At 74.8% G+C, this 15542-nt stretch carries 19 protein-coding genes; 9 read left to right on the forward strand and 10 right to left on the reverse strand.

Annotated features, from left to right (window positions below; genetic code table 11):
* Window positions 1-31 precede the first annotated feature (31 nt).
* Window positions 32-1258 (forward strand): Dyp-type peroxidase, encoded by a 1227-nt coding sequence (locus ACFY4B_RS07860; RefSeq protein ID WP_387966831.1) that lies wholly within the window; start codon window positions 32-34, stop codon window positions 1256-1258.
* A 95-nt stretch (window positions 1259-1353) separates the two neighbouring features.
* On the opposite strand, the gene ACFY4B_RS07865 is transcribed toward ACFY4B_RS07860, so the two are convergent.
* Window positions 1354-2613 carry a cytochrome P450 gene (locus ACFY4B_RS07865; protein WP_387966832.1) on the reverse strand — a complete coding sequence of 420 codons (1260 nt, stop codon included), beginning with the start codon at window positions 2611-2613 and terminating at the stop codon, window positions 1354-1356.
* A 102-nt stretch (window positions 2614-2715) separates the two neighbouring features.
* Complete coding sequence (locus ACFY4B_RS07870) at window positions 2716-3354, reverse strand: TetR/AcrR family transcriptional regulator (RefSeq protein WP_387966834.1); 639 nt, start codon at window positions 3352-3354, stop codon at window positions 2716-2718.
* 101 nt (window positions 3355-3455) lie between these two features.
* Here ACFY4B_RS07870 and ACFY4B_RS07875 point away from each other — a divergent pair, with 101 nt between their 5' ends.
* Both ACFY4B_RS07875 and ACFY4B_RS07880 read left to right on the forward strand, forming a co-directional pair.
* Entirely contained in the window at window positions 3456-3869 is a 414-nt protein-coding gene (locus ACFY4B_RS07875) for a DUF4345 domain-containing protein (RefSeq protein WP_387966835.1), read from the forward strand.
* 92 nt (window positions 3870-3961) lie between these two features.
* On the forward strand, window positions 3962-4504 hold the full coding sequence (locus ACFY4B_RS07880; protein WP_387966836.1) for an MOSC domain-containing protein: 543 nt from the start codon (window positions 3962-3964) through the stop codon (window positions 4502-4504).
* A gap of 11 nt (window positions 4505-4515) precedes the next feature.
* Here the strand turns inward: ACFY4B_RS07880 and ACFY4B_RS07885 are convergent, their stop codons facing one another.
* From ACFY4B_RS07885 to ACFY4B_RS07895, 3 genes are all read right to left on the reverse strand, one after another.
* Window positions 4516-4818, reverse strand: a complete 303-nt coding sequence (locus ACFY4B_RS07885) for a hypothetical protein (RefSeq protein WP_387823154.1) — start codon at window positions 4816-4818, stop codon at window positions 4516-4518.
* 99 nt (window positions 4819-4917) lie between these two features.
* Entirely contained in the window at window positions 4918-5199 is a 282-nt protein-coding gene (locus tag ACFY4B_RS07890) for a metal-sensitive transcriptional regulator (protein WP_375875564.1), read from the reverse strand.
* A 117-nt stretch (window positions 5200-5316) separates the two neighbouring features.
* Entirely contained in the window at window positions 5317-5637 is a 321-nt protein-coding gene (locus tag ACFY4B_RS07895; protein WP_049656141.1) for a heavy-metal-associated domain-containing protein, read from the reverse strand.
* Window positions 5638-5868: 231 nt separating this feature from the next.
* Here ACFY4B_RS07895 and metF point away from each other — a divergent pair, with 231 nt between their 5' ends.
* Window positions 5869-6801 carry a methylenetetrahydrofolate reductase [NAD(P)H] gene (metF, locus tag ACFY4B_RS07900; RefSeq protein WP_380745142.1) on the forward strand — a complete coding sequence of 311 codons (933 nt, stop codon included), beginning with the start codon at window positions 5869-5871 and terminating at the stop codon, window positions 6799-6801.
* A gap of 91 nt (window positions 6802-6892) precedes the next feature.
* Here metF and ACFY4B_RS07905 read toward each other — a convergent pair whose 3' ends face one another.
* From ACFY4B_RS07905 to ACFY4B_RS07920, 4 genes are all read right to left on the reverse strand, one after another.
* The gene (locus ACFY4B_RS07905; protein ID WP_387966837.1) at window positions 6893-7294 is read right to left on the reverse strand and encodes a barstar family protein; all 402 of its coding nucleotides are present in this window, start codon (window positions 7292-7294) and stop codon (window positions 6893-6895) included.
* Between the two features lie 58 nt (window positions 7295-7352).
* Entirely contained in the window at window positions 7353-7865 is a 513-nt protein-coding gene (locus ACFY4B_RS07910) for a DUF2199 domain-containing protein (RefSeq protein WP_387966838.1), read from the reverse strand.
* A 230-nt stretch (window positions 7866-8095) separates the two neighbouring features.
* A complete protein-coding gene (locus ACFY4B_RS07915) occupies window positions 8096-8449 on the reverse strand; it encodes a hypothetical protein (RefSeq protein ID WP_387823162.1) in 354 nt (117 codons plus the stop codon).
* A 177-nt stretch (window positions 8450-8626) separates the two neighbouring features.
* On the reverse strand, window positions 8627-10213 hold the full coding sequence (locus tag ACFY4B_RS07920; RefSeq protein WP_387966839.1) for a serine protease: 1587 nt from the start codon (window positions 10211-10213) through the stop codon (window positions 8627-8629).
* Window positions 10214-10342: 129 nt separating this feature from the next.
* On the opposite strand from ACFY4B_RS07920, the gene ACFY4B_RS07925 reads away from it, so the two are divergent.
* A complete protein-coding gene (locus tag ACFY4B_RS07925; protein WP_387966840.1) occupies window positions 10343-11047 on the forward strand; it encodes an RNA polymerase sigma factor in 705 nt (234 codons plus the stop codon).
* Window positions 11044-12177: a CU044_5270 family protein gene (locus ACFY4B_RS07930; RefSeq protein WP_387966841.1), complete on the forward strand. Its 1134-nt coding sequence runs from the start codon at window positions 11044-11046 to the stop codon at window positions 12175-12177. The genes ACFY4B_RS07925 and ACFY4B_RS07930 overlap by 4 nt, the downstream gene beginning before the upstream one ends.
* 105 nt (window positions 12178-12282) lie before the next feature.
* On the opposite strand, the gene ACFY4B_RS07935 is transcribed toward ACFY4B_RS07930, so the two are convergent.
* A complete protein-coding gene (locus tag ACFY4B_RS07935; protein ID WP_387966843.1) occupies window positions 12283-13188 on the reverse strand; it encodes an NADP-dependent oxidoreductase in 906 nt (301 codons plus the stop codon).
* 279 nt (window positions 13189-13467) lie between these two features.
* On the opposite strand from ACFY4B_RS07935, the gene ACFY4B_RS07940 reads away from it, so the two are divergent.
* The 3 genes from ACFY4B_RS07940 to ACFY4B_RS07950 all read left to right on the forward strand — a co-directional run bounded on the left by ACFY4B_RS07940 (window position 13468) and on the right by ACFY4B_RS07950 (window position 15531).
* Window positions 13468-14904, forward strand: a complete 1437-nt coding sequence (locus ACFY4B_RS07940; protein ID WP_380745131.1) for an MFS transporter — start codon at window positions 13468-13470, stop codon at window positions 14902-14904.
* A gap of 88 nt (window positions 14905-14992) precedes the next feature.
* On the forward strand, window positions 14993-15157 hold the full coding sequence (locus ACFY4B_RS07945; protein WP_375877145.1) for a hypothetical protein: 165 nt from the start codon (window positions 14993-14995) through the stop codon (window positions 15155-15157).
* Between the two features lie 50 nt (window positions 15158-15207).
* On the forward strand, window positions 15208-15531 hold the full coding sequence (locus ACFY4B_RS07950) for a hypothetical protein (RefSeq protein ID WP_387966844.1): 324 nt from the start codon (window positions 15208-15210) through the stop codon (window positions 15529-15531).
* Window positions 15532-15542 lie beyond the last annotated feature (11 nt).

Here is a 15542-nt window from a genome sequence, read left to right on the forward strand (position 1 = left end):
ACGGCGTGTTCTATCGTCTCCAATGTCGCCCATGCATGCCGAAACCGGAAAGGCGCAGGACCAGCCACCGACCGCGCGGGGCGCCGGGGTGGATCGAAGGGGGCTGCTCGCGGGCGGGGCGGTGGTGGCCGCCGGGCTCGGCGCGGGGGTCACGGCACTGGCCATGGGTACCGGCGGCGTCCGGGGGCACGGCCGCGGCGCCCGACCGGCGGCGGCACCGGAGCCACCGGCCGTCCCCTTCCACGGCGAACGGCAGGCCGGGGTGACGACCGCGCAGCAGCCGGCCACCCAGCTGCTGGCCCTCGACCTGGCGCCCGCCGCGACCTCGGACGGGCGGGCCGCCCTGCGCGGCCTGCTCGGCGAGCTGACCCGGGTGCTGGCCGGGGCGACCGGCGGCAGCCCGGCCGACGCCCGGCTGCAGGGCGGCCAACCGGCCCGGCTCAGCAGCCTGGTGGGCGTCGGCCCGGGCCTCGCCGCCCGGCTGGGGTTGAACGTCCCGCCGGCCCTGCTGACCGAGCTGCCCGCCTTCCCCGGGGACCGGCTCGACCCGGCGCGCGGCGGCGGCGACCTGGTGGTCCAGCTGTGCGCGGCCGACCGCTGGCCGCTGTCCGTGGTCGCCGAACAGGTCGACGCGGCGGCCCGGGCGGCGGGCGCGACCGCGCGGTGGACGCAGTCCGGCTTCCTGGCCCGGACGGCCGGCGGCGCCACCCCGCGCAACCTGTTCGGCTTCAAGGACGGCACGGCGAACCCGGACGGAACCGAGAGCGGGCAGTGGGTCTGGGGCCCGCCGGGGCCGTACGAGCACGGGACGGTGCTGGTCTACCGCCGGATCCGGATGGACACCGCCGCCTTCGCCGCCCTCCCGGGGGTCCAGCAGGAGCAGGTGATGGGCCGCCGGGCCGGCGACGGCGCCCCGCTCACCGGCACGGCCGAGCACGACGAGCCGGACATCTACGCCAAGAACCCGGACGGCTCGTACCTCATCCCGGCCACCGCGCACGTCCGCCTGTCCAGCCCCCGGCTGGACGGCGGCGCCCGGATGCTGCGGCGCGGCTACAACTACGACGACGGCCCGGGCGACCGCGGCCTGCTGTTCTGCGCCTTCATGCGCGACCCGGCCCAGTTCACCCGCGTCCAGAACCGCCTGGCGGCGCGCGACGCCCTCAACACCTTCATCGAGCACACCGCCTCGGCGGTGGCCTACGTCCTGCCGGGCGCGCCGGAGGGCGGGACGCTGGGGGAGGGGTTGTTCGGGTGAGCCGGGGGCGGTGGTCGGCCGCCTCGCCCGACGGCTGAGGCCGGGCGGGCGACCGCCGGTGCCGGCTACCGGCCTACCACCGGCTCCCGGTCGACCTACCAGTCGACCGGGAGGCGGGCCGGGCTCCGGGTGGTGCCGCCGAGCTGCCAGGCGAGCTCCGCGACCGGGGTGGTGAGGCGCAGGCCCGGCAGGGCGGTGGCGAGCCGGTGCAGGGACTCCCGCATCTCCAGCCGGACCCGCCAGGCGCCGATGCAGTAGTGCGGGCCGGAGCTGAAGGCGAGGGTCGGGGCGGGGAGCGGGAGGCCCAGGTCGGCGTCGAGGCCCTCGGGGTAGACGGCCGGGTCTCGGTTGGCGCTGCCGAGGCTGACGGCGACGATCGAGCCGGCCGGGATGGTCACGTCGCCGACCTCGACCGGCGCGGTGGTGCGGCGGATGGTGGCCTCGTCGTCGCCGAGCGGGATGTAGTGCAGCAGCCGTTCGGCGGTGCGCTCGGCGGTGTCCGGGTCGGCGAGGCGCGGCCAGTGCTCGGGGCGTTCGCCGAGCACGTAGACCAGGGCGTTGGCGAGGGCGCCGGCGACGCTCTCGTTGCCGCTGGCGGTGAGCCCGGCGACCAGGAAGACGAGGGACTCCTCGGGGACGCCGCCGTCCTGGTCGGCGGCCCGGACCAGCCGGCTGACCAGGTCGTCGCCCGGCTCGCGGCGCCGGCGGGCGACCAACTCGCCCATGAAGGAGCCGAATTCGGCGAGGGTGGCGTCGTGGTCGGGGTCCGTGTCCGGTTGCTGTCCGCCGTCCTGCCCGCCGTCCAGACCGCCGCCCGGCTCGCCGCCCTGGTCCTCGCCCTGGGCGAGCAGGGCGCGGGTCCAGCGCCGCAGCCGCTCCTCGTCCAGGTGGTCCGGCCCGTCCCCGTCGAGCCCCATCAGCCGGGTGGTGACGGCGAACGGCACCGGCCGGGCGAACGCGGGGACCAGGTCGGCCGTCGGGCCGGCGGCGACCAGCCGGTCCACGGACTGCTGGACGGCGGCGGCGACCCACGGCTGCCAGCCGGCGATGGCGCGCGGGGTGAAGGCCCGTTGGGCGGTGCCGCGCAGCCGGCGGTGGGCGGGCCCGTCCTGGTTGAACAGGGACGCCGGGTTGGCGGCCACGTCGGCGGTGGCGCCCGCGGTGCCGACGTCATGCAGGTCGGCCCGGGTGACCCGGGGGTCGCCGAGGACCTGCCGGACGTCGTGGTAGCGGGTGATCAGCCACGCGGGGGTGCCGTCCGGGAGGGTGGTGGGGTGGGGCGGCTGGGCGGGGGTGGTGGGGAGCCGGTGGAGTGGGGGGAGGGTGGTCCCGGTGTCGGCTGCGGCGGAGTCCATGGGTCCCTTCGCGGGGTTCGGAGGTCCGGCTGGTCGAGGGGAGTCAGAGCATCCAATTGTCATATGTTCATGAGGAATTGGGCGCTTGCGGAGCTTCTCCCCTTACGTCCCGATGGTATGCCCTCGGTGCCCCCAGCCGGGTGCCGGATCGACGGGCAGCAGCGGCCGGAGCGCGCCCAGCACGGCGCCGATGCAGGCGTCCCGCAGCTCGGTGCGGGAGCAGCTCTCCTCGGTCAGCCAGTCGATGACCAGCACCCGGACGAACACCAGCCAGCTGCGCAGGACCTGCGACACCGCCAGTCGCGCCCGCTCGTCCGCGAGTGGGAGGACGCCGAGCAGCCGGCCGCGCAGGGCGTCGAGCTCCTCGGTGATGATGGTCTGGATCACCTGGTCCCCGGCCAGCACGCGGTTGGCCGCGAGCACGGCGTGCCGGTTGGCGATGAAGTAGTCGAGGTGGGCGTCCATGCCCTCGACCAGCTGCTCGACCAGGGTGTCGCCCGGGTCGAACCGGCTCCTGGCGAGCAGGTCGGCGGAGGCCTCCCGGTAGACGGCGGCGAAGAGTTCGTGCTTGCTCGCGAAGTGCCGGTAGAGCAGGGCGCGGGAGACCCCGGCCCGCTCGGCGACCTCCTCCATCAGCACCCCCTCGTACGGCCGTTCGGCGAACAGCCGGGCACCGACGGAGAGCAGCTGGGCGCGTCGCTCGGCGGGGGAGAGTCGGCGGCGCCGTTCGTGGACTGGCATGCGGGCCAGGCTACTTGACACGTGTCTACTTGCCGGCGCTAGCGTGGTGGGCAACGTAGTAGACACGTGTCAACCAGACCTCTGTGAGGGGTGGACGGGCCATGGCCAAGGCGTTGCGGGTGCTCGCGTGGACGATGGGGATCGCCTGCGTGGCGATCGGCTTCCTCCACATCCTGCTGGGGAACTCCGCGATGCCCGGGATCGCGGACGCCGGCCCGACGGTCGGCAGCTTCGGCCGCTTCATGGGCGCGGTCTTCGCCGGGTACGGGGCGGCCTGGATCCACGCCGCCCGGCAGACGCCGGTGCCCGCCCGGCCGGTGCGGTGGCTGGCCGCGGTCCTCCTGCTGGGCGGCCTCGCGCGGGTGCTGTCGCTCGTCGTCGACGGCCGTCCGCACTGGTTCCAGCTGGTGCTGATGGGGATCGAACTCGGGCTCGCACCCGTGTACTTGTGGCTCGCCGACGCGGACGAGCGGGTGCACGCGGACCGGTCGACGCACGCGGAGCGGCGGTCCTGAGCTCCCCCGGTTCCGTCATCGGGGGGCCGGTCGTCAGCGGCGGCTATGCTGCTCCTGCGATCGAACGTACGTCCGCGAGGAGGGTCCGGAGTATGAGCGGCACCGTGGTGGCGGTCAGCAGCAACGCCGAGTACTCGTTCACCAAGCCGAACCGGGACGGCATCACCCTGCTCGCCGGCCTGGGCGTCGAAGGGGATGTGCACGCCGGGGTGACGGTCCGGCACCGGTCCCGGGTCGCCCAGGACCCGACCCAGCCCAACCTGCGCCAGGTCCACCTGATCCACCACGAACTGCTCACCGAACTCGGCGAGTCGGGCTTCGACGTCACGCCGGGCGCCCTCGGCGAGAACATCACCACCGAGGGCGTCGACCTGCTCGGCCTGCCGGTCGGCGCGGTGCTGCGGATCGGCCCGGAGGCCGAGGTGGAGATCACCGGCCTGCGCAACCCGTGCACCCAGATCGACGCCTACCGGCCCGGCCTGCTCAAGCAGGTCGTCGGCCGCGCCGAGGACGGCACGATCGTGCGCCGCGCCGGCATCATGGGCGTCGTCCGCACCGGCGGCCCGGTCCGGCCCGGCGACGCCGTCGCGGTCGAGCTGCCGGACGGCCCGCACCGCCCGCTCGACCGGGTCTGACCCCGCGGGCCTCAGGACGCGTCGCCGTCCCCGTTTCCATCGACGCGGCGCAGGTCGTAGAGGTACGACCGGCCGGCCTTCCAGCTGCGCCACGGCCCGGTCGGCGGGAGCTCCCGGTGCCGGTCCTCGCCCAGCAGCGGACCGGAGTTGGGCACGCCCTCGGCGTCGACGACGCACCAGCCCCGCTCCGGCGTCCACCGGCACCACAGGTCCAGGTCCCGCCGCTTGTAGGACGGGCGGCCGTTGGCGGTGCCGTTCAGGTCGAAGCGGTAGACCAGGCCGTCCAGGCGGCGGACGAACTCGATCGCGGACACGGTTGATCCCCTCCTGGAACGCCCCGGGGAGATACCCCCACCCCGTAAAGGTGACGGCTCCCGGGGGCCGTCGGAGGAGCCGTCACCGCTGGAACGGGGTCAGGACCTGACCAGGCGGGCGATGGCCTGGTTGGCCTCGCGGATCTTGGTGCCCGCCTCCTGGCCGCCCTCGGCGATGGCGTCCCGGACACAGCATTCGATGTGCTCGTCGAGGAGTTGGAGGGCGAAGGACTGGAGGGCGCGGCTGGCGGCGGACACCTGGGTGAGGACGTCGATGCAGTAGGTGTCCTCCTCGACCATGCGCTGGAGGCCACGGATCTGGCCCTCGATGCGGCGGAGCCGCTTGCGGAAGTCGTCCTTGTGCGAGCTGTAGCCGGCCATGGCCGTCTCCGGTTCCTGTGCGGTGAGGCGTGCGCTCACTCTACCGGGGGCGTGCCGAGGGGGAGTCGGCCCGGACGGGCGGGGTGGCGCCCTCCCGTCCGGGCCGATGTCGGAGGCTCAGGCCTCGACGCGGCCGACCAGCTCGTAGCCGGCCTCGTCGACGGCGGCGGCCACGTCGGAGTCGGCGAGCGGCAGGGTGCTGCCGACGGTGACCCGGCCGGTGGCGAGGTCCACGGCGACCTCCTCGACGCCGTCGAGCTTCTTCAACTCGGCGGTCACCGAGGAGACGCAGTGGCCGCAGGTCATGCCCTTCACCTGGAAGACCGAGGTCCGGCCGGACTCGGCGGCCGGGGCCGCGCCGGCGCCGGTGCCGCACGAGCCGCAGCAGGAGGTGGCCTCGGCGGCGGCGGACTCGACGGTGACGGTGGTCTCGCTCATGGGTGTGCTCCTGTCGTGGTGCCCGGCGCCGGCCGGACTGCCCGGGCGGCTGCTTCCTTTCGAACATACCATACCCCCCTAGGGTAATTGCTAGAGCTGCTGGAGCACCTTCCGCCGCCCGGACGGGGCCGTCAACGACCCGCTGTGACAGTCCTGTTGCGGGTGCCGGGGCAGGGTGGAGGAGCTCCCCCGCATCCCCGGACGACCGACCCCACCACCTGAGGTGAACCCATGGACCACACCACCCGGCGCACCCCGCGCGGCCTGCGCGACATCCTCGCGGCCGGCGAACGGACCTACTCCTTCGAGTTCTTCCCCGCCAAGGACGAGGCCGGCGAACGCGCCCTGTGGGCGGCGATCCGGCGGGTGGAGGCGGTCGCGCCGACCTTCGTCTCGGTCACCTACGGCGCCGGCGGCTCCTCGCGCGACCGCACCATCGGCACCACCGAACTGATCGCCGCCCAGACCACCTTGCGCCCGGTGGCCCACCTCACCGCCGTCGGCCACTCCACCGCCGAACTCCAGGCCGTCCTACGGCGCTACGCCGACGTCGGCATCCGCGACGTCCTCGCCCTGCGCGGCGACCCGCCGGGCAACCCCAACGGCCGCTGGGAGCCCCACCCGCAGGGCCTGCGCTACGCGGCCGAACTCGTCCGACTCGTCAAGGAGTGCGGCGCGTTCACCGTCGGCGTCGCCGCCTTCCCCGAGCGCCACCCGCGCTCGGCGGACTGGGACGACGACATCCGGCACTTCGTCGCCAAGTGCCGGGCCGGCGCCGACTACGCCGTCACCCAGATGTTCTTCGACGTCGAGCACTACCTGCGGCTGCGCGACCGGCTGGCCGCGGCCGGCTGCGCGACCCCGGTCATCCCCGAGATCATGCCCGCCACCGACGTACGCCAGATCAGCCGCTTCGCCGAACTCAGCGGCGCCTCCTTCCCCGCCGGACTGGCCCGACAACTGGAGGCGGCCCGCGGCGACCGGGCGACCGCCCACCGCATCGGCGTCGACCACGCCACCAGGATGGCCGAACGCCTCCTCCACGAGGGCGCGCCCGGCCTCCACTACATCACCCTGAACCGCTCCACCGCCGCCCTGGAGATCCACCGCAACCTCGCCCTCACCACCCCGACCCCCCGCCCCCTGACCCCCACCGCGGCCTGACCCCTGCGGTGAACGGCGAAGCCGAACCAGTCCGCCGCCGGCCTCCTCGGGTGAGGAGGCCGACGCCGGACAGGCCCGTCGGTGGCCGCGCCTACAGGAGCAGGGTGTTGAAGGACCGGCCCGGCCGGTCGAGGCTGTGGCCCCAGTGGCGGCCGGCGGTGTCGAGGATCCTGAGCAGGGTGGCGCGGTCCTCTGGGTGCTCCCGCAGCATCAGCGCCGACCGCTCGATGACGAGCAGGTAGTGGTCGGCGGGCGCCCAGGCCAGGTCGCGCAGGCAGTCCGCGAGGGCGTCCCAGTTCCAGCCGAAGTAGGCCGGGAGGCGGAGGTGGATGCTCAGCTGCTCGAAGAGCCGCTGCTCGTCGACGAGTTCGGCGCCGTCGAGGCGGGCGACGAAGGTGGTGCCGGAGGGCGGCAGGAGGCTGGGTCCGGAGGGCCGGGTGTCCGCTCCGAGGTGGTGGACCCAGGGGGCCTCGCCGGTCCAGTACACGGTCATGTCCGTCCGATTCGGCAGCAGGTTCAGCGGGTGAGCGGGACAGGGCGACGGTAGGGCTTCAGTGCTTGGAGTGCAGGACAGCTTCGGCGAGTTCCCGTACGCGGTCCATGGTGATGCCCGTGCGTTGTTCGACCGCGAGCGGGTGGTCGGTCGGCTCCAGTTCGATGAAGGGGCGCTCGCCCACGGGACGCGTGTGGACCATGGTCTTCAGGTTGATCGTCGACGGAGAGTACGGGAGCAGGTCGGTCGACAACCAGCCGAAGTACGCGGGCTCCGACTCGCGGCCGGGGGTCTCCCACAGCTCGCTCGCCCGCTCGAAGTTCTTCTCGCTGAGCGAGACCCACACGCCCCAGGAGAAGACGTCGTCCCGGCCGATGACGGGCAGCTCGATCAGTCCTCGCACGAAGAAGGCTTCGCCCTGGATCACGCACTGGTCGGACGAGAGGAGGCAGTCCCGCACCTGTTCCATGTCCGGCTGCCAGTAGGCGGGCGCAGGACTGGAGAAGTTCATGGGTGTCTCTGCGTGACGTTCGCCGCAGCAGGTGCAGGTGAATCCAAGATCGGCCGACATGCGGCAGAGACTACAGATCCGCTCCCACGCGGTGGTGGCCGGACCCGGGAGTGGTCCGACCACCAACGAGGCGTGTGCGATCAGGCCCGTGCGAGCCGGTGCCGACCTACGGTTCCCGGCAGGCGGTCAGGCGTCGGCTGTGGGCCGGGGTCAGTGTCCTGTTGCACGGAACCTCGGCAGTCTCACCGAAGCCCGAGCACTGGCTGTGCCACAGGCCGGAGGGCGCCTCGCTACGAACGGAGTCCATCATTCGCGCGTTCCGTAGCAGCCGCCGACTCGGCGAGTGCACGGACGACGAGCAATGCCGTCCCCTCGTCGTGGATCCCTGTCGATTCCCTCTGCTCCACGATCATTTCCGCTGCCATGTGCGCCGTGGCATGCGCCAGCGAGTACTCGCCCAGGACCAGATCCCGCCCGATGATCCCGATGACAGCGTCGAGAGCGGGGACGACGTCGTACAGGTTCTTTCCATCCGCCCACACGGCTTCTCGGGCCCTCGGATCCTCACTCATGAACGAGATCTTCTCAAGGACCACGGGGCCGACCGACTGTGGGCCGGCAGGCGCGCGAACCCTGTCCTCCACCGACTCCACCGTGGCCAGAGGCGTGAGCGAACCGGCTCGGCCGGGATCCCGGCCGAGCCGATCTCGGATCCGGTAGGCACAACAGGGCCCTGCTCTGCCTGCTTGACCTTCGATGAGACACGGTGTGATCCGTCAGGCCTCGGTGAGGATCGCTCAGGGTTCGTCGCAACGGGACGGTCAGCGGGTGCGGTAGGCCTCGGTGATGGTCTGGTCGAGGGTGTTGCCGTCGGTGTCGGTCAGTTCGGCGCGCAGGGAGACGGCGGTGCCGGCCGGGGGGTTGTGGACGGTGACGGCGCCGGCGTCGAGGGGGAGGCGGGTCCAGGAGGCGCCGCCGTCGGTGGAGGACGAGACGGTGAGCGAGCGGACGCGGCCGTCCGCGGCGGCGCCCTGCACGGTGACCGGGACGCGCAGCGCGCTGCCGGCCGTCGCGGTGCCGGATGGGTCGAGCTCGGGGGCGAACCGTACGACGCTGACGGGGAGTGCGGTCGGGGCGGCGGTGGTGGCGGAGGCGAAGGTCCAGGACGCGGTCACCCGGGTGGTCGCGCCGGCCGCGGCCTTGCGGGTCACGGTGGTGGCCAGGCGGTAGCCCGCCATGCCCGGGGTGACGGTGAACTCGCCGCGCCCGGCCGCGTCGGAGGCGGCGCCGACCAGCACCCCGTCGCGGTACAGCGAGGTGTAGGCGGTGTCGAACGACGGGGTCCACGGCACGTGGCCGTCGCCGTCGGCGAGCAGCGGGACGTCCGCGGTGATCCGGTCGCCGTCGCGGGAGACGGCGGGGCGGTCGGTGAGCGCGGGGCCGAAGACGGGGCCGTCGAAGGTCCGGGTGGTCGTGGCCCCGGCCCGTACGGCGACGCGGTCTTCGGTGTAGTAGGTCGGCCGGCTGCCGTCGGCGCGGGGGACGGTGACGCCGATGTCCCAGGTGCCGCGTTCGGGTGCGACGTGGAAGGTGGCGGTGCCGGGTGTGGTGACGCTCCGGGATTCGCCGATGCTCGCTCCGTCGCTGGGCTGGAGGCTGACGAGCGCGGTCCCGGCGCCGCCCGGTCCGGCGGCGCCGCGGATGTTCACGGTGGCCAGCTCCTGCGCGGAGTAGTGCTTGCTGAGCCCGGTCAGCGCGCGGGTGCCGGTGGAGGTCCGGCCGAGCAGGTAGCCGCCGCTGTCGGTGTCCCAGTTGACGTCGAACCACTGCTTGACCGCCCCGGCCTCGGTCTGCGGCCCGAGGTGGGCGACGCGCAGGTTCGGCGACCCGTTGGCGACGTTGACGGTCCTGGTGGCACCCTCGTGTGTGACCTCGACGAACATCCCGCTGTGCCGGAAGCGCGCGGACCCGTCCGGGGGCCGGACGTCGACGAGGGCGGTGGTCCGCGCGTCGACGGTGACGGTGGTGTCGTGGTCGAGGTCGAGGCGCGGCTGGACGATCCAGTCCGTCCAGATCGTCCCGCCCGGCTCCAGGCCCGAGGCCAGGTTGCTGTCCAGCACGTACCGGCCCTTGGGCAGCCGCACGGTGGTGACGCCGGAGGGGGCGTCCAGCCGGACCGAGGTGTCGGCGCCGGGGCCGGAGATCCCGGTGACGCTGGTCCGGTACGGCGCGGTCGGGTGGCCGGCGCGGTCCAGGTGCCGGACGGTGAGGGTGTACGTCTCCGGCTCGGCGGCGAAGGCCGGGCCGCCGAGGGCGGGAGTCGAGGCGCCGACCAGGGCGCCGGCGACGGCCAGGGCCCGGAGGGCGTTCCGGCGGGGAACGGAACGGGGAGCGGAAGCGGTGGTCATGTCCTGTACTGCTCGGAGGGGCACCGGAGTTCCTGTGAGCCGGGCCACATCGACGGTGGGTCGGGGCCTGTGACGCACGTCACCGGAACCCGGGTGCCGGACCGGGCAGGGCAGAGTGTGGAAGCACTCATGAGAACGCGTCTGCGCCGCGGCGACCCCGACGTCCTGGGCGAGCTCTACGACGAGCACGCCCAGGTGCTGTACCGCTACGCCCTGCGCGTGACGGGCGACTGGGCGGAGGCCGAGGACGTCGTCTCGACGACCTTCCTGGAGGCGTGGCGGGGCCGGGAGCGGCTGCACCCCGACGGCGACGGCCTGCGCCCGTGGCTGCTGGGGATCGCGACCAACGTCATGCGCCGCAACGCCCGCGCCCGGCGGCGCCGCGACCTCGCGCTCGCCCGGATCCCGGAGCGCGGCGCCGTCCCGGACTTCTCCGACGACCTGGTCGCGCACCTCGCGGACGTCGAGGAGCTGCGGGCCGCGCGCCGGGCGCTCGCCCGGCTCCGGCGGCGCGACCGGGAGGTCTTCACGCTGGTGGTGTGGGCCGGACTGGACTACGCGAGCGCGGCCGAGGCGCTCGGCACGCCGGTCGGGACCGTCCGCTCGCGGCTGTCCCGGGCGCGGGCCCGGCTGCGCGAACTCACCGAGGCCGAGGCCAGGGCGGAGGCGAAAGTGAAGGCGAAGGTGAAGGCGAAGGCCGAAGCCAGGGCCCGCGCCGCCGTCCCCGCTCCCGCTCCCGTCCCTGTCCGCGTCGCCGCTGCCGCCGCCCCCGCCCTGCCCGTACCGGGCCGCCTCCCCGCGCTCCGGCCGTCGACCCAGGAGAGCCACGGATGAACGCCACCCCACGGCGCGCCGCGCAGCGCCCGGTGTCCGAGGAGTCGGAGCGCCGTGAACTCGCCGGGCTGCTGCCCCCGCCGGCGGTGCCCGGCCTGGACGCGGACCGCCGACTGCTCTTGAGGGAAGCGCTGTTGCGCAAGGCCGCCGAGCCGCAGGGCCGCCCCGCTCCGCGAGCCCCGCTCCGGCGTCGGGCCGGGCGCCCGGTCCGGCGCCCGGCCAGGCGTTCGGCCCGGTTCCGGATCGCGGTGCCTGCGCTCGCCTGCGCCCTGGCGGTGGTCGGCGTCGTGGCGTCGGACCTCGGGGGCGCGGGGACGGCCGGGCGCGACCACGCGGCGGTGGCGGGAGGCGGTGCGACCGGCGGCTCCGAAGCCGTACGGCTGCTCGACCGCATCGCCCTCGCCGCCGCCGGATCGGAGCAACCGGCGGTCCGCGCAGACCAGTTCGTCTACATCGAGAGCAGGGTCGCCTACGCGGCGCAGAGCGCGGGCGGCGGCCCCGTGACCATGGCGCCCGCGCACACCCGGCAGGTGTGGCTGTCCGCCGACGGCAGCCGCCCCGGCCTGCTGCGCGAGGAGGGCGGGCCGGACAGCCGGCTCGGCGAGGACGGGCCGGTCCTCCACCTCGACCAGCCGGGGGCGACGGCCCGGCCCGAGGCGTTCGGCGGGGGAGGCGGTCCGTCGGTCGGCGAACCGACCCACGCCTTCGTCGCCGCGCTGCCCACCGACCCGGACGCCCTGCTGCGGCTGGTCAGGGAGCAGACCCGGGGCCAGGGCCAGGACCCGGACCAGCGGGCGTTCACGGCGATCGGCGACCTGCTGGCCGAGACCTGGGCGCCGCCGCAGGTCGGCGCCGCGCTCTACCGGGCGGCCGAGCGGATCCCCGGGGTCACGGTGGTCGGCTCGGCCGTCGACGCCGCCGGACGCGAGGGCGTCGCCGTGGCCCGTACGGCGGACGGGCGGCAGACGCAGTGGGTCTTCGACCGGAGCACGTACGGGTTCCTCGGCGAGCGCACGGTCCTCGCCGAGGACGGCGAGGCGGGCCCGGCCGGGACGGTGGTCGGCATCTCCGCGGTCCTCGCCCGGGCCGCCGCCGACCGTGTCGGCGAACTCCCGCCGCCAGCCCGGTAGTCCGGTGCCGGCCCACCCCCGCCGGGTTCCTCCACGAGGGCCCCCGGTGCGGTGGGCGCGGCCCGGCCGAGGGTCGCTCGCGGGTGAGGCGGCCGAGGGCGGCGGTCAGAACGTCACGACGATCTTCCCGGCCAGGCCGCCCTCGCGGAACCGCTCGTGCGCGGCCCGGATCTCCTGGAGCCCGTACGTGGCGTGCACCCGCGGCCGCAGGGCGCCGGCGTCGACGAGCCGGGCCAACTCGGCCAGCCCGGCGCCGTCCTCGCGCACCTGGTGGACGGTGGTGCGCACGCCCCGGGCGGAGAGGTCCGGGACGGGGCCGGCCTGGGTGGCGATCGAGGCGTAGCGGCCGCCGTCCGCGACCGCGTCGGTGACGAAGGCCCCGAAGGTGTCGAAGACCGCGTCGTAGCCGCCGCCCCGGAAGGCGGCGGGGTCGGTGGAGACGAGCCCCGCGCCGTGCTCGCGGGCGAAGCCGGCCTGTGCGTCTCGGGAGACCAGGGCGTCGACCTCGACGCCCCGCGCCCGGGCTATCTGCAGGGCGAGTCCGCCGACCGCGCCGGCGGCACCGGCGATCAGCAGCCGCTCGCCGGCGGACACCGCCAGCCAGTCCAGCGTCTGCAGGGCCGTCAGCCCGGGCAGCGGCAGCGTGGCGGCCTCGACCAGGCTGACCGCCCGCGGCGCGACGGCCACCGCCGCCGCGGGGAGGACGACCAGGTCGGCCCAGGTGCCGCGGGTGGTGCCGAGTTGGTGGGACATGGCGATGACCCGTTCCCCCACCTCCAGCGGGCTGTCGCCGCCGTCGACCACGACGCCGGCCAGGTCCCAGCCGAGCGTCGTCGGCAGCGGGGGAGTGCCCTCGCCGATGGCCCCCTCCCGGGTCTTGTCGTCGACGGGGTTGATGCCGCTCGCGACGGTCCGGACCAGCACCTCCCCGGGGCCGGGCGCGGGCCGGGGGGTCTCGACGAGGTCGAGGACCTCGGGGGTGCCGAAACGGTCGATCTGGATGGCGCGCACGGAGGGCCCTTCACGAGGCGGGTGCTGACGCCTGGTGAAACCCCGCCGGTGGACGCCGGATTCCCCGCCTTCGCGGGCTGCCTCCCGCCGCCGGGCCCCGTTCCCCGCCGCCCCGGCTCCGTTGACTAAACCCTACCCCCCTAGGGTATGTTCTCGGTCGTCCTCACCGGGGTCGTCGACCGGCACATCCACCGTGCCCGTCCTGCGAGTTGGCGATCCTCGGCGATCGCCGCGAGGCACCGCCCCCGGCCGATACCCCTCACAGACAGGGAGTAAGAGATGGCAACCGACAGCACCGGGCCCGACCCCCGGAGGTGGCGCGCACTGGCGCTGATCGCCGCCGCGCAGTTCGTGGTGATCATGGACACCTCGATCATCGGGGTGGCCCTGCCCAGGATGAAGGACGCCCTCGGCTTCGGCCAGGAGGACCTGTCCTGGGTGTTCAACGCGTACGTGGTCGCCTTCGGCGGCCTGCTCCTGCTCGGCGGACGGCTCTCCGACCTGCTCGGCGCCCGCCGCCTGTTCAGCGCCGGCTGGGCGGTCCTCGGCGCGGGCTCACTGCTCGCCGGCCTCGCCGGGAACGTGCCCACCGAGCTGGCCGGCCGCGGCGTCCAGGGCCTCGGCGCCGCCCTCATCGCCCCCTCGGCGCTCACCCTGCTGATGACGCTCTTCGGCGGGAACCCGAAGGAACTGACCAAGGCCTTCGCCCTGTACGGCGCGGCGGCCCCGGCCGGCGGCACCGCGGGCGTCTTCCTCGGCGGCCTGATCACCCAGTACGTCAGCTGGCCCTGGGTGTTCTACATCAACATCCCGGTGGCCGTGGTCGCGCTGCTCGCCACTCCCGCGCTGATGCCCTCCGCGCCCCGGCGCCGCGGCGGCATCGACCTCGTCGGCGCGCTCACCGTCACCGCCGGACTGGCCGCCGCCGTGTACGCCGTCGTCCGTGCCCCGGAGGCGGGTTGGGCCTCCGCGTCGACCCTGCTGACCCTGGCCGGCGCGGCCGTGCTGCTGGCCGCCTTCCTGGTCGTCCAGGGCAGGCGCCGCGAGCCGCTGATGCGGCTGGGCATCTTCCGGGTTCCGAACCTCGGCGCCGCCAACCTCGCCCAGTTCCTGCTGGCCGCGGCCTGGGTGCCGATGTGGTTCTTCCTGAACCTCTACCTCCAGCAGGTCCTCCACCTCGGCGCCTTCGCCAGCGGCGCGGCCCTGCTGCCGATGACCGTCGCCATCATGGGCATCATGATCACCCTGGCGCCCCGGCTGATCGCCCGCTTCGGCCCCAAGGCGCTGGTCGTCACCGGCATGCTCGCCCTCGGCGCCGGCCTGGCCGGGCTCTCGCTGGCCCGCCCGGACGGCAACTTCTGGACCGACGTGCTGCCCGCCTCCCTGCTCGCCGCGACCGGCATGGCGCTCGCCTTCATCCCCTCCCTCGGCACCGCGATCTCCAGCGCGCCCCCGGAGGACGGCGGCCTCGCCTCCGGCATCGTCAACACCGGCTACCAGGTGGGCTCGGCGCTCGGCCTGGCCGCGATGACCGCACTGGCCGGCGCCCGGACCCCGGACGCCACCGTCCAGGGTCTGACCTCGGGCTTCTCCGCTGCCTTCCTCGGCGCCGCGGCGATCGCGGTGGCCGGGGGCCTGCTCGCGGCGGCCACCCTGCGCACCCCGCGCCCCGGGCGCGCGGACGCCGCCGGGACGAAGTCCGCGACGGCCGCGTGAGGCCGCCCACCACCCCGCCCGCCCCGCCGGGGGCCGCGTCCACCGACGCGGCCCCCGACGGCCGTACCCCCACGCGAAGGAGCCCCCGATGACACACCACCCGGCCCCCGCCACACGCCCGCCCGCCCTGCTGCGCGCCGTACGCCACCCCGTCACCCGCTGCCTGATCGCCTGCCTGGCCGGCACCGTCGCGGCGGCCGTCACCGCCGACCCGACCCGTGGCACCCCCGCCCCCTGCCGCCCGGGCCGCTGACCACCCGCGCCCGCACTCGATTCTCCCCGCCTCACGTACGCTCCTCAGTCGTGGACTTCACCCCCGAAGCACTCGCCGAGCTCGCGCGGGCCGGAGACGCCGCCGCACTGCGGCAGGCTCTGCCCGTAGCCCTGCCCTGGTGCACCGTCCTGCCCGACGGGGACCTCGACACCCTGATCACCGAACTGGTCGACACGGCGCGCGGCGCGGTGGCCCCGGACGACCTCGCCCCGGTGGAGCTCCTGCTCACCCAGTGGCAGCACAGCGCCGAGGTGTACGCGGACCCGGCCCTGCTCGCCGTCCTCACCCGCGGGCCCGAGGCCGACCTCGGGCCCGTCCCGCCGCCCGGGGCGGACCGACGAGCCTCGGACTGACCTGCGGACTG

Origin of the sequence: Kitasatospora sp. NPDC001261, from assembly GCF_042896795.1 — a bacterium.
Classification (GTDB): Bacteria; Actinomycetota; Actinomycetes; order Streptomycetales; family Streptomycetaceae; genus Kitasatospora.

What these genes read in the sequence shown, in the direction of transcription:
- ACFY4B_RS07870 (WP_387966834.1), bottom strand. Translation starts at nt 3,354, where the DNA reads ATGCCAGTCCACGAACGGCGCCGCCGACTCTCCCCCGCCGAGCGACGC.
- ACFY4B_RS07860 (WP_387966831.1), top strand. Translation starts at nt 32, where the DNA reads ATGCATGCCGAAACCGGAAAGGCGCAGGACCAGCCACCGACCGCGCGG.
- ACFY4B_RS07895 (WP_049656141.1), bottom strand. Translation starts at nt 5,637, where the DNA reads ATGAGCGAGACCACCGTCACCGTCGAGTCCGCCGCCGCCGAGGCCACC.
- ACFY4B_RS07910 (WP_387966838.1), bottom strand. Translation starts at nt 7,865, where the DNA reads ATGTCGGCCGATCTTGGATTCACCTGCACCTGCTGCGGCGAACGTCAC.
- ACFY4B_RS07890 (WP_375875564.1), bottom strand. Translation starts at nt 5,199, where the DNA reads ATGGCCGGCTACAGCTCGCACAAGGACGACTTCCGCAAGCGGCTCCGC.
- ACFY4B_RS07905 (WP_387966837.1), bottom strand. Translation starts at nt 7,294, where the DNA reads ATGACCGTGTACTGGACCGGCGAGGCCCCCTGGGTCCACCACCTCGGA.
- ACFY4B_RS07930 (WP_387966841.1), top strand. Translation starts at nt 11,044, where the DNA reads ATGAACGCCACCCCACGGCGCGCCGCGCAGCGCCCGGTGTCCGAGGAG.
- ACFY4B_RS07940 (WP_380745131.1), top strand. Translation starts at nt 13,468, where the DNA reads ATGGCAACCGACAGCACCGGGCCCGACCCCCGGAGGTGGCGCGCACTG.
- metF (WP_380745142.1), top strand. Translation starts at nt 5,869, where the DNA reads ATGGACCACACCACCCGGCGCACCCCGCGCGGCCTGCGCGACATCCTC.
- ACFY4B_RS07865 (WP_387966832.1), bottom strand. Translation starts at nt 2,613, where the DNA reads ATGGACTCCGCCGCAGCCGACACCGGGACCACCCTCCCCCCACTCCAC.
- ACFY4B_RS07875 (WP_387966835.1), top strand. Translation starts at nt 3,456, where the DNA reads ATGGCCAAGGCGTTGCGGGTGCTCGCGTGGACGATGGGGATCGCCTGC.
- ACFY4B_RS07925 (WP_387966840.1), top strand. Translation starts at nt 10,343, where the DNA reads ATGAGAACGCGTCTGCGCCGCGGCGACCCCGACGTCCTGGGCGAGCTC.
- ACFY4B_RS07945 (WP_375877145.1), top strand. Translation starts at nt 14,993, where the DNA reads ATGACACACCACCCGGCCCCCGCCACACGCCCGCCCGCCCTGCTGCGC.
- ACFY4B_RS07920 (WP_387966839.1), bottom strand. Translation starts at nt 10,213, where the DNA reads ATGACCACCGCTTCCGCTCCCCGTTCCGTTCCCCGCCGGAACGCCCTC.
- ACFY4B_RS07880 (WP_387966836.1), top strand. Translation starts at nt 3,962, where the DNA reads ATGAGCGGCACCGTGGTGGCGGTCAGCAGCAACGCCGAGTACTCGTTC.